The 11,223-nt window shown below is 38.9% G+C and carries 13 protein-coding genes; 8 read left to right on the forward strand and 5 right to left on the reverse strand.

What is annotated here, in order from left to right:
- Positions 1–23: 23 nt before the first annotated feature.
- From P0077_RS20860 to P0077_RS20870, 3 genes are read left to right on the forward strand one after another with little or no spacing between them, the layout of a single operon-like run.
- On the forward strand, positions 24–788 hold the full coding sequence (locus tag P0077_RS20860) for a 5'-nucleotidase C-terminal domain-containing protein (protein WP_276167122.1): 765 nt from the start codon (positions 24–26) through the stop codon (positions 786–788).
- A gap of 60 nt (positions 789–848) precedes the next feature.
- Positions 849–1,760 carry a metallophosphatase gene (locus tag P0077_RS20865; protein ID WP_276167123.1) on the forward strand — a complete coding sequence of 304 codons (912 nt, stop codon included), beginning with the start codon at positions 849–851 and terminating at the stop codon, positions 1,758–1,760.
- 2 nt (positions 1,761–1,762) lie between these two features.
- The gene (locus P0077_RS20870) at positions 1,763–2,218 is read left to right on the forward strand and encodes a GNAT family N-acetyltransferase (RefSeq protein ID WP_276167124.1); all 456 of its coding nucleotides are present in this window, start codon (positions 1,763–1,765) and stop codon (positions 2,216–2,218) included.
- Here P0077_RS20870 and P0077_RS20875 read toward each other — a convergent pair.
- A complete protein-coding gene (locus P0077_RS20875) occupies positions 2,215–2,517 on the reverse strand; it encodes a hypothetical protein (RefSeq protein WP_276167125.1) in 303 nt (100 codons plus the stop codon). The genes P0077_RS20870 and P0077_RS20875 overlap by 4 nt on opposite strands.
- Before the next feature lie 72 nt (positions 2,518–2,589).
- Here P0077_RS20875 and P0077_RS20880 point away from each other — a divergent pair, with 72 nt between their 5' ends.
- On the forward strand, positions 2,590–3,819 hold the full coding sequence (locus P0077_RS20880; RefSeq protein WP_276167126.1) for a hypothetical protein: 1,230 nt from the start codon (positions 2,590–2,592) through the stop codon (positions 3,817–3,819).
- Between the two features lie 30 nt (positions 3,820–3,849).
- Here the strand turns inward: P0077_RS20880 and ligA are convergent, their stop codons facing one another.
- The 3 genes from ligA to P0077_RS20895 are packed head-to-tail and all read right to left on the reverse strand — an operon-like array spanning position 3,850 to position 7,273.
- A complete protein-coding gene (gene ligA / locus P0077_RS20885; RefSeq protein ID WP_276167127.1) occupies positions 3,850–5,847 on the reverse strand; it encodes an NAD-dependent DNA ligase LigA in 1,998 nt (665 codons plus the stop codon).
- A 57-nt stretch (positions 5,848–5,904) separates the two neighbouring features.
- A complete protein-coding gene (gene prmC, locus P0077_RS20890) occupies positions 5,905–6,768 on the reverse strand; it encodes a peptide chain release factor N(5)-glutamine methyltransferase (protein ID WP_276167128.1) in 864 nt (287 codons plus the stop codon).
- A 19-nt stretch (positions 6,769–6,787) separates the two neighbouring features.
- A complete protein-coding gene (locus P0077_RS20895) occupies positions 6,788–7,273 on the reverse strand; it encodes a GNAT family N-acetyltransferase (protein ID WP_276167129.1) in 486 nt (161 codons plus the stop codon).
- 88 nt (positions 7,274–7,361) lie between these two features.
- Here P0077_RS20895 and ribD point away from each other — a divergent pair, with 88 nt between their 5' ends.
- From ribD to P0077_RS20915, 4 genes are read left to right on the forward strand one after another with little or no spacing between them, the layout of a single operon-like run.
- Complete coding sequence (ribD, locus tag P0077_RS20900; RefSeq protein WP_276167130.1) at positions 7,362–8,447, forward strand: bifunctional diaminohydroxyphosphoribosylaminopyrimidine deaminase/5-amino-6-(5-phosphoribosylamino)uracil reductase RibD; 1,086 nt, start codon at positions 7,362–7,364, stop codon at positions 8,445–8,447.
- Complete coding sequence (locus P0077_RS20905) at positions 8,440–9,045, forward strand: HAD family hydrolase (RefSeq protein ID WP_276167131.1); 606 nt, start codon at positions 8,440–8,442, stop codon at positions 9,043–9,045. The genes ribD and P0077_RS20905 overlap by 8 nt, the downstream gene beginning before the upstream one ends.
- A gap of 1 nt (position 9,046) precedes the next feature.
- Positions 9,047–9,910, forward strand: a complete 864-nt coding sequence (locus tag P0077_RS20910; protein WP_276167132.1) for a DMT family transporter — start codon at positions 9,047–9,049, stop codon at positions 9,908–9,910.
- The gene (locus P0077_RS20915) at positions 9,910–10,515 is read left to right on the forward strand and encodes an IMPACT family protein (RefSeq protein WP_276167133.1); all 606 of its coding nucleotides are present in this window, start codon (positions 9,910–9,912) and stop codon (positions 10,513–10,515) included. The genes P0077_RS20910 and P0077_RS20915 overlap by 1 nt, the downstream gene beginning before the upstream one ends.
- 84 nt (positions 10,516–10,599) lie before the next feature.
- On the opposite strand, the gene P0077_RS20920 is transcribed toward P0077_RS20915, so the two are convergent.
- Positions 10,600–11,016: an acyl-CoA thioesterase gene (locus P0077_RS20920; protein ID WP_276167134.1), complete on the reverse strand. Its 417-nt coding sequence runs from the start codon at positions 11,014–11,016 to the stop codon at positions 10,600–10,602.
- Positions 11,017–11,223 lie beyond the last annotated feature (207 nt).

The raw sequence follows: 11,223 nt of genomic DNA on the forward strand, positions 1-11,223 counted from the left end.
ATGGCGCTAAGATAGAACGAAATATGGTTTTAAAAATAAAACACTTTGTTATATTTACAACATTTGCAATTTTATCATCTTGTGGTGAGCAACAACAAAACCTTCAACAGATAGATGGAAAGCAAATTAGGATTACAGATTCCATTACCACTATGGAATCCATTGAGACCCTTGTTAAGCCCTACAGGGAAAGGATAAACCATGTACTGGACAGTACATTATCCTATGCTCCCTACCCAATTTCCAAAACCGATGGCGCACTAAATACTACGGCCGGAAACCTTATGGCAGATATAGTTCTATCTGAAGCCAACCCCATTTTTAAATCCAGAACAGGGCATGAAATTGATTTGGTCTTACTGAACCACGGCGGTATTCGGTCATTAATTTCTAAAGGAAATGTTTCTTCAAGAACTGCTTATGAGGTTATGCCTTTTGAAAATTCTATTGTAGTAGCTGAACTAAAAGGTAGTTCTATTCTAAAAATGGTTTCCTATTTAAGAGATTCCGGCAGGGCACACCCAATTTCAGGAATGCAACTGACCTTAAATGCCAAAAATGAGATTCAGTCCGTACAAATTCAAGGCGAACCTTTGGATGAAAACAAAACCTACTATGCCGCAACCTCTAATTATTTAGTAAACGGAGGCGATAGTATGGTCTTTTTTAAAGATGCTTTAAACGTTACCAATACCGATTACCTCATTAGAAATGCCATGATAGACTACTTCAAAAAAACAGATACGCTTAAGCCCGTTGTGGATAATAGGTTTATTAAATTGAAGTAATATCACAATAAAATGCCCTAAACCGAGAAAATTCAGTGGCATTCTAAAATTATAGGTTTTATGAACAGACGAAAATTCATTAAAAACACCACCGCCTCTAGTGCACTTGTTGGTCTGGGCGGACTTTCTTTAAGTTCTTGTTTTGGCGATGTCAAAAAACACATCACCATATTACATACCAATGATGTTCACAGTCATATAGACCCCTTCCCAACGGATCACTCCGAGTTTCCCAACCTTGGCGGTCTAGCTAGAAGAGCAACCTTGGTGGAAAGTATCAGAAAAGAAAATCCAAATACCTTACTTTTTGATGCCGGTGATATTTTTCAAGGCACACCATATTTCAATTTTTACGGTGGAGAGTTGGAATTTAAGCTCATGAGCAAGCTAAAATATGATGCGGCCACCATTGGAAACCATGATTTTGATAATGGTATAGATGGTTTGTTGGCTCAAATGCCCAATGCGGATTTTGAAATGATAAACGCCAATTACGACTTTAAAAACACGGTTATGGACGGTCATGTAAAACCGTACAAGACCTACATGGTTGACGACATAAAAATAGGGGTGTACGGACTTGGCATTGAACTTAACGGCCTGGTGACCAAAAAACTGTACAAAGAAACCCAGTACCTAGCACCCATTGAAATTGCACAGGATACGGAACGCACTTTAAAAAATGAAGAGAATTGCGACCTTATCGTTTGCCTTTCTCATTTAGGGTACGAATACAAAAACAAACAGAAGCCCCATGACCTTGCCATGGCCACAACGTTAGAATACACAGATTTAATCATTGGCGGCCACACCCATACTTTCTTAGAGAAACCTACGGTTGTAGAAAATAAATTAGGCCGCAATGTACTGGTCAACCAAGTAGGTTGTTTTGGCATTAATTTAGGGCGAATAGATTTCTACTTTGACGGTTCAAAGAACAGTAATGCTTCAGGCGTCTCCATCCATGTTTAAGTATGATAAGAATTGAACGTACCACATATCAAAACAAACACTTTCCGGTTCTAGTTGCCCAATTGGACGATTATTTAAGTGAAACCGATGGTGATGAACATGATTTCTATCACCAATATAACGGCATAGAAAGCCTTAATCACGTAGTTATTGCCTATTCAAATGAAGTAGCCGTAGGCTGTGGAGCTATAAAAGAATTCGATTCTGATACTGTGGAAGTAAAGCGAATGTACGTTTCACCAGAAACCCGGGGCCAAGGAATAGCTTCCCTACTTTTAAAAGAATTGGAAAAATGGACTTCCGAACTAAATTTTAAAAATTGCATTTTAGAAACAGGCAAACGCCAACCCGAAGCTATTGCCCTTTACACCAAAAACAAGTATAAAGTAATTCCCAATTACGGGCAATACAAAGGCATGGAAAATAGTGTCTGTTTCAAAAAAGAACTGACTCCCTAATTATCCAACACATATTCGGTTATTTCCTGATGCTCTTGCTCCAAGGAAACACTTGGGTATGATTTTCCAGCTTTTCGGTACCAATACCCAGCATTAAACTTATCCCCCTCAACCCTATGCAGGTAGGCATGAATCCAACTCCCCATTGTATTGAACATATCTTGGGCAATATCATGGGATGCCTCCCAATTATCACTTCCCGCAAACCATAAGGCTTTCAGCGCCTCAGGCCAATCTGCAGGAGGGTTCGGACCACTTAATGTTTGTTTAAAATCTTCGTAACTCTTTGGTGTTGCCATCAATTTATGGTGTCATTTGTTTTTAGCTACACAAAAATACCTAATTTCGATTGAAATTAACCGTATGCTTTAATGGTTCAATTCTTACGAAGCTTACTCCCTTGGAGACCACTACCCTATGTGCTGGCACTACTCACCACAATGGTCATTTTATGCATTCATATGCTCCCGAGCGTTGATAGTATGCTTAATGAAAACAACACTCAGATTTCCCATGTTTTTTTAAGGTCTCAAATAAATTATCACAAGGAAATAGCTCCTTTTGCCAGAAGACCGCTGACCACCTTATTAATTGAGGGTTCGCAACATCTGTTCGGTTTTAAAGCGGGTTATGCTTTTATTCTTGTTAACTTCTTACTACTGGGATTAAGCGGTGTTTTGATATATTGGCTATCCCTTATTCTTAAAGCTACCAAGTGGCAAGGGATAATTAATATGATGGTGTTTTTTACATCGTTTTCGGTTTGGTTCGCTTTTTTTCCTCCGGTATTCACGTATGACGAACCTTTGCAATATTGCTTGTTGCTTACGGCAATTATTGCTTTTGTAAGACGAAAATGGTTTTGGTACGTAACTCTGTTCTCTTTGGCAATGGTAGCAAGGGAAACCAGTGTTCTTCTGCTTCCCGCTCTTATTTTATTGTTGCCGGGAACTGAAAACCACCCTCGAGAGAAACTAGGGCCCAATCTGAAAAAAAATGGGTTTCTTATTCTATCCCCTATCTTGTTCTACGGATGTTATATTATCTTTTTCATTTATCATCAAAGGCTATTGCACGCCACCCATACTGAAATTGCCAGTAGATACTCCTGTTTTTTAGAAAATATTGAAAGTACAAAGAACCTAGTTGAATCCGTAGTATCCATTTTCATTACTTTGGGGCCATTTCTATATTTCACCTGTTTCTACCTGAATCAAAAGGGAAACGAAGCATGGAAAACCAGTTTTGTCTATGCTTTCCTATTGACCGCCCTCATCAACACACCTCTGGTTTTTATGACCGCATTTGCACGGGAATCAAGATTATTTGCTCTACCTCTAATCTTTTTGTGGCCCGTATTTATGCAGCTTTTAACCGATTACCTGAAACCATTATCACTTAAAACAACCTACCAAAAATTATTGGAAAATAGGAAAATGCTACTTCTGCTCGGGATGCTTATTTTAACAAGTTTTCTTTTCTGTTTCGTTTATTACCCTAGCCTTGAGCTAGGCGAGAACACTTATTTTGCAGGTTATATCTTTAGTGTTTATCTTGTACTTTCACTTCACTATTGCACCTACAAAACCTTATCCAAATAACAAGGTGCATACGCTAGAATCAACCTGTTTCTAATTCACCATTTCCAAGAACTCGCCTTCAGTAACTATAGGTACATTTAACGATTCCGCCTTGGTCCGTTTACTAGGTCCCATTTTATCTCCGGCCACCAAATAAGCCGTTTTTGAAGATATACTTGAACCAACCTTACCTCCATTGGATTCGATTATTTTTTTGAGTTCTGTGCGACTAACGGTTTCAAAAACCCCAGAAACCACAATAGTGAGCCCCTTTAGCTTATCCGTTTGATTTTCCAATTGCTCTTCCGAAAGGGCAAACTGCAATCCGTAGCTCTTTAACCGAGCAATGATTTCTTGGTTGGCTTCATTATTAAAAAACTCCACCACCGAGCTTGCAATACGACCACCGATCTCATCAACAGCAACCAGACTTTCTTCATCGGCCACCATTAAATTATCTATGTTCTTATATGCTCTGGCCAGTTTTTTAGCTACCGTTTCACCCACAAAGCGAATGCCCAAGGCAAATAACACTCGCTCAAAAGGAATCTTCACGGACTCCGCAACTCCCTGAACTAGATTTTCCGCAGACTTCTCTGCCATGCGTTCCAAAGGCAAAACCTGTTCTTTGGTGAGCGTATATAAATCTGCATAATTCTGAATCAGACCTTCTTTATAAAGAAGTTCTACGGTTTCACTTCCCAACCCTTCAATATCCATTGCCTTACGAGAAATAAAGTGCTGAATTCTTCCTGTAATTTGAGGAGGACAACCATAATAATTTACGCAATAGTGTTTGGCATCACCCTCGGTTCGCACTAAAGGCTCGTGACATTCCGGACAATGGCTAATATATTCTGTGGGTTCTGAATCCTGAGGACGCTTCCCAAAATCAACACCAACTATTTTAGGTATGATTTCCCCTCCCTTTTCAACAAATACAGTGTCACCTTCACGAATATCAAATTTTGCAATCTGATCGGCATTATGCAACGACGCCCTTTTTACCGTAGTTCCGGCCAAAAGCACCGGCTCCAAATTGGCCACAGGCGTAATGGACCCCGTACGCCCTACTTGATAGGTGATTTCATTTAAAAGCGTAGAAACCTGTTCCGCTTTAAACTTATAGGCCATAGCCCAACGCGGCGATTTTGAGGTAAAACCCAACTCATCTTGGTGCTGAATGCTATTTATCTTTACCACTACCCCGTCCGTCTCATAAGGTAATTTATGGCGCTCCACATCCCACTTATTTACAAATGTCATAACTTCATCCGTAGAACGGCAAAGTTTAGCTACCTCAGGCACCTTAAAACCCCATTCACGTGCTTTTTCCAGCATTTGCCATTGGGAAGTTATCCCTGTATTCTGCCCTACAATACTATACAAAAGGCAATCCAAAGGTCGTTGTGCTACAGCGGCACTATCCTGTAACTTTAAACTACCCGAAGCCGTGTTTCTTGGATTCATATAAGGCTCTTCCCCATTTTCTACGCGCTCCGCGTTCATTTGGGCAAAACCTTCAAAAGGTAATACAATTTCACCTCTAATATCAAATTTGGGAGGGTAATCACCTTTTAATTGTAACGGAACGGATTTTATTGTTTTTACGTTGGTAGTGACATCATCACCCTGAAAACCATCTCCCCTGGTTACAGCTCTCACCAATTGCCCATCCTCATACGTAATGCTAATGGAAGCCCCATCATATTTCAACTCGCAAACAAACTCCACCTGGGCATCACCTAAAATACGTTGCATGCGCTTCTCCCAATCTTCCAAATCTTCTTTTGAATACGAATTATCCAAGGAATACATACGCTCATTATGCACCACGGTATCAAAGTTTTTGGTCACCGCACCGCCAACACGTAAGGTAGGCGAATTAGCATCATAAAATTCTGGATGTTTCGCCTCAAGTGCCTGAAGTTCCTTTAATTTAATATCGAATTCATAATCGGATATGGTGGCATTGTCCAGCACATAATAATTATGATTATGCCCACGTAATTCTTGGCGAAGGGCCTCTATTTGTTCTTTTATCTGCATTTTCTAACTAAGTGTTTCTGTAATCTTAATGTGCTTTTGAAGAATTGTTGGCGTGAATTACGCCAGAATACTCTTTGTCATTCGATCGTTACCAAACATATCTTTTCGGACCTCAATTTCTGAAAAATTATGTTGAAGTAAAAGTGCTTCGGTTTCTTTTGCCAAATACTGATTGATTTCAAAAAAGAGTCTTCCCTTTTCCAAAAGATGGTGTTTTGCGAATTTCGTTATCGCTTCGTAAAAAATAAGCGGATTTTCATCTGAAACAAAAAGGGCCAAACCCGGTTCATGCTCCAATACATTTTTATGCATTTCCTGCTTTTCAAGTTGCCGCACATAAGGAGGATTAGAGACTATGAGGTGAAAATCCGAAGCAAACATACCTCCCTCTAGAATATCGGCCTCTATAAACTCGACTTTAACCGAATTTAAGGCTGCATTGTTCTTAGCCATTTGCAATGCGTTTGCCGATACATCCAAGGCAAATACCTGGGCGTCCGGTAAATATTTAGCCAATGAAATGGCAATACAACCGCTTCCCGTACCGATGTCCAAAATCCGGATATTACTATTTTTGTCCGTGCATTCCGTTTCTACTTCGTCAATAATCCACCGTACCAGCTCTTCTGTTTCCGGTCTTGGAATAAGCACATGTTCATTTACCTTAAAATCAAGGTCCATAAAACTGGTCTCACCCATTATATATTGAACAGGTCTTTGCAATTTAAGCTCTGTCAAAGCATCAAAGAGTGGTTGTTCCTCATCTTTTGTTAAAGTTAAATTGGGTTGCAAGGCCAGTACAAAACGTTCTAGTTGCAAATAATGGTCTATAAGCAAATAGAAGAAACTATCTACTTCTTCCTTTGGGTACAGTTCATCCAATTCTTTGTGATAAATATTCTTTATTTCTTTTAAAACCATGGTCTACAAGCAGTATTTATTACAATTTAGCCACCATATAAACAGGACAAGAATAGTGGCCGGTGTCACCTAATGGCTTATCTATATATTCAAATCCCATCTTGGCATACAATTTTTGTGCAGCTTTCATGTACGGCATGGTCTCAAGGTAAATTTTATCAAAATTGAATTCCTTTGCTTTTTTCAAACATTGCTTCAACATTTGAGAACCAATTCCCTTTCCTCTGGCCTCTTCCAAAAAATACATTTTTTGAAGTTCACAAATATTATCTTTGCAATTATCTAATTGTGCAACTCCGGCGCAGCCCAAGATAATGCCATTTTCTTCCAAAACTAAGTAAGCAGCTCTTGGTTTATCATAATTTTCGAACATATGGTCCAAGGTTACATCAGCATAGGCGGTTCCTACTTTAGGTGCACCCAAATCCACTAAAACCTTGCGAATCAAAGCCGCAACTTGCACATTATCTTCCTTTCTTATATTACGAATGTTCACGGCACTCATTTCCAATAAATAAAATTATATTTTTACGGTGTGAAGATACGCAGAAATGTGCGCATGTCACTTGTCAAAAATACCGCGAACAAAGCCTATGCCGACTAACGAACCCCAATCTCAATCTATACCATCCGAAGACGAAAGCTATATGCTACGTTGTTTAGAGATCGCTAAAAATGGTTTAGGCACAACTGCCCCTAACCCAATGGTAGGCGCAGTAATTGTTTACAATGGAAAGATATTAGGCGAAGGATTCACTAGTCCCTACGGCGGACCACATGCGGAGGTAAATGCCATTAATTCCGTTACCGATAAAACACTTCTTAAACAAGCCACTATATATGTAACCTTGGAACCTTGTTCGCACCACGGGAAAACGCCGCCCTGTGCTGACTTGATTGCCAAACACGGCATTCAACGAGTGGTTATTGGTCTTGTTGACCCGCATACAAAAGTTGCTGGCAAAGGCATAGCAAAGCTTAAAAATGCGGGGAGCGAAGTGGTAACCGGCTGCTTAGAGGTAGAATGCCGGGAACACCACCGCCGTTTTTTGACTTTTCAAGAAAAGAAGCGACCTTATATTGTTTTAAAATGGGCGCAAACTGCAGATGGTTTTGTGGCTCCGGAAAAACAAGAACGTGCCAAAAACCCAGAACCCTATTGGATTACCAATGCATATTCGCGTCAGCTAGTTCACAAATGGCGTAGTGAGGAACAAAGTATTTTGGCAGGTACAAATACGGTACTGCAAGACAACCCTAAACTGGATGTCCGCTTATTCACAGGAAAAAACCCGATTCGTTTAGTACTGGACAGAAAATTAAAAATAAGTGCCGATTACCATGTGCTGGACGGTAGTATCCCCACGCTGGTATTAACGGAGATAGCAGACAAAAAGCTCCAAAAAGATTCTATTGAATATAAGTTGATTAATTTTAATGAAAACCTCCCTGAACAAATCTGCACTATCCTTCATGAGGAAAATATAACCAGCGTTTTTGTAGAAGGTGGCAGCCAGACCTTGCAGACTTTTATCGATTCGGGTGTATGGGATGAAGCCAGGGTTTTTACAGGTAGTACATCCTTTGGAAACGGAATATCAGCACCCAGACTAAAAGGAAAAATCAAAACAACTAAGTCCATTGGTGGTGACACCTTAAACATATATACAAATGATTAAGAATATTATTTTTGACTTTGGCGATGTATTCATCAACTTGGATAAGGGAATCATTTTCCGAGAAATGGAAAAATTTGGCGGATCTATAGATCTAACGCCAGAAATGATTGAACTAAACGGTGTGTATGAGGTAGGTGGAATGACTTCCGATGACTTTGTCACTCGGCTTCAAAACCAATACCCCAATGCGAATGCCACGGAAATAGCGAACATTTGGAACTCAATGCTACTGGACTTTCCTGAAGAACGATTGGAATTCATTGAAAATCTGGCCAAAGAAAACGAATACCGCCTTTTTCTATTAAGCAATACCAATGAGCTCCACATTACCCATGTGGAGCAAAAAATGGGCACTGAGCGTTATGCTCGTTTTAAAAAGCCTTTTGAGAAGTTTTACCTTTCCCATGAAATCAACCTAAGAAAACCAAATGCGGAAATCTATCAGTTTGTTTTGGATGAAAACGGACTAAAAGCGGAAGAAACCTTCTTTATAGACGACACAAAAGAAAATACGGATGCCGCCGAAAAGCTAGGTATAACTTGTTGGAATATTCAGGTTGGTAAAGAAGACATTATTCAATTGAAATCAAAATTATAAAATGGAGTCACTTGCCTTGAGCATACTGGCTTCTAGCCTCATATTTATAATTTTTAAGCTCTACACCCGGTTTAAAGTCAACACCCTTTTTGCTATTGTCACTAATTATTATGTAGCCGCAGGTGTAGGCGTTTTACGCTACCAGGGAGAAACCCGTATAACGGAAGTACCCGGAAAACCATGGTTTTTAGGCACTTTTATCTTAGGTATTCTTTTTATAGTAGTCTTTAACCTCATGGCTAAGGCTTCACAAAAAGTAGGTGTATCGGTAACATCGGTAGCCACCAAAATGTCATTTGTTATTCCGGTTATAATTGGCGTTCTCCTGTACGCCGAAGAATTAGGTTATGTAAAAACGTTCGGAATCATATTAGCACTTGCGGCCGTCTATTTCACTTCCATTAAAGAACCTGTAAAGAAATTTGAAAAATCAGCTTTAATTCTTCCCGTTCTTGTGTTTCTTGGTTCTGGAATTATTGACGCAAGTCTAAAATACATTCAGGAAATTCACATTAAAGAAGAAGAGTATCCTATTTTTTCCGCCACCGTTTTTGCCTCTGCCGCCTGTATTGGTTTTTTAATTACCCTCTTTAAGATCAAAGACCTTCGGGCAACTTATAATTGGAATACCTTGTTAGGCGGAATAGCCCTAGGAGTTGTAAATTACTTTTCAATTTTCTTTCTTCTAAAAGCTTTGCGGAACGATACATTGAACAGTTCATCCGTATTTACCATAAACAATGTAGCCATAGTAATGTTCACTACGCTTTTAGGAATACTTTTATTCAAAGAAAAGATAAGCTCCAAGAATTGGGGCGGTATTGCTTTGGCCATTACCAGTATAATTTTAGTTGCTTTTGGCTGATGGAAGAGATAAATGACACCTATAAGACCCTTGCCAAACCCTCTGAAGAAATTCTATTCAAAGAGAAGAAGAGTAAATTCTACGGCTATGCCTTTCCTGTTAAAAACGAAGCTGAGGTTAAACTACGCATTGAAGAACTTAGAAAAAAGCACCCCAACGCGAACCATGTATGTTACGCATGGCAACTAGGAATTTCAGAATTAAATTATCGTGCCAATGATGATGGCGAACCCAATAATTCTGCCGGAATGCCAATTTACGGACAAATTCAATCTTTTGATGTCACGAACACTTTGGTAGCGGTTGCCCGTATTTTTGGCGGAACAAAATTGGGTGTGGGCGGATTAATAAGTGCTTATAAAATGGGGGCCAAACTTGCTCTAGAAAATTCTAACATAGTAGAACGAATAGTTCAAAAACAGTATAAACTTACTTTTGAATATGCGCAGATGGATGTTGTAATGCGGATAATCAAACAAAAGAATCTACAGATTGTTTCACAAAAAATGGAAATGGATTGCGAGCTAATTATAGCTGTTCGAAAAAGTGAAGCCGAACAAATAAAGGATGTTTTTGTAGGAATTTACGGAGTTGACATTATTTAACGTCCAATTCCATTTATTTAACAGGCTCACCCCTAACGGAATTTCCAAAAACGACAAACCTATTTCTTCGAATAAAAGTAAAAATTAGAGTGGTTTTTTCTCGCTTTTTTCTATTAAATCCAGAAGGTATTTTGGGCATCTAACAGGCCGTTTATTTTTCATATTAATGAAGACTAAAACAGTATTGGCTTCTACCAGAATTTCATCCTTTTCATTATAGATTACATAGTCGAATTCGATCTTAACAGACGGTGTTTTTTTGAGCGTCGTTTTAACGGTAATTAGGTCGTCATAAAAGGCCGATTTCTTGTAGTTCATAGATAAAGAAACAACTGGTAACATAATTCCGTTTTCTTCCATTTTTTTGTAGGAAATACCTGTACCTCTCAACCACTCAACCCTCCCCATCTCCAAGTACTGCGCATAGTTCCCGTGATAGACCACTCCCATCTGATCTGTTTCGGAATATCGTACTCTAAAAGAAATATTGTTAAAACTCATAAATTATCATGTAAAAATTATATCTTTAAAAGATTTCGTTTTTTGGTTTCTGAACATGCAAAAAAAAAAGGGTAAATTCAATAGTGTTTGATTTTTTTTTTAGTTTTTTTGTTCACATATTTGCCCCCCGAGAAAGTTAGGAATATCCCATATACTTTCGACTGACTTACAAAATCACTAACCAACAAAAATAAGATAAACTTTCGC

This window comes from Zobellia alginiliquefaciens (assembly GCF_029323795.1).
Lineage (GTDB): Bacteria > Bacteroidota > Bacteroidia > Flavobacteriales > Flavobacteriaceae > Zobellia > Zobellia alginiliquefaciens.

What these genes read in the sequence shown, in the direction of transcription:
- P0077_RS20860 (WP_276167122.1), top strand. Translation starts at nt 24, where the DNA reads ATGGTTTTAAAAATAAAACACTTTGTTATATTTACAACATTTGCAATT.
- P0077_RS20865 (WP_276167123.1), top strand. Translation starts at nt 849, where the DNA reads ATGAACAGACGAAAATTCATTAAAAACACCACCGCCTCTAGTGCACTT.
- P0077_RS20870 (WP_276167124.1), top strand. Translation starts at nt 1,763, where the DNA reads ATGATAAGAATTGAACGTACCACATATCAAAACAAACACTTTCCGGTT.
- P0077_RS20875 (WP_276167125.1), bottom strand. Translation starts at nt 2,517, where the DNA reads ATGGCAACACCAAAGAGTTACGAAGATTTTAAACAAACATTAAGTGGT.
- P0077_RS20880 (WP_276167126.1), top strand. Translation starts at nt 2,590, where the DNA reads ATGGTTCAATTCTTACGAAGCTTACTCCCTTGGAGACCACTACCCTAT.
- ligA (WP_276167127.1), bottom strand. Translation starts at nt 5,847, where the DNA reads ATGCAGATAAAAGAACAAATAGAGGCCCTTCGCCAAGAATTACGTGGG.
- prmC (WP_276167128.1), bottom strand. Translation starts at nt 6,768, where the DNA reads ATGGTTTTAAAAGAAATAAAGAATATTTATCACAAAGAATTGGATGAA.
- P0077_RS20895 (WP_276167129.1), bottom strand. Translation starts at nt 7,273, where the DNA reads ATGAGTGCCGTGAACATTCGTAATATAAGAAAGGAAGATAATGTGCAA.
- ribD (WP_276167130.1), top strand. Translation starts at nt 7,362, where the DNA reads ATGCCGACTAACGAACCCCAATCTCAATCTATACCATCCGAAGACGAA.
- P0077_RS20905 (WP_276167131.1), top strand. Translation starts at nt 8,440, where the DNA reads ATGATTAAGAATATTATTTTTGACTTTGGCGATGTATTCATCAACTTG.
- P0077_RS20910 (WP_276167132.1), top strand. Translation starts at nt 9,047, where the DNA reads ATGGAGTCACTTGCCTTGAGCATACTGGCTTCTAGCCTCATATTTATA.
- P0077_RS20915 (WP_276167133.1), top strand. Translation starts at nt 9,910, where the DNA reads ATGGAAGAGATAAATGACACCTATAAGACCCTTGCCAAACCCTCTGAA.
- P0077_RS20920 (WP_276167134.1), bottom strand. Translation starts at nt 11,016, where the DNA reads ATGAGTTTTAACAATATTTCTTTTAGAGTACGATATTCCGAAACAGAT.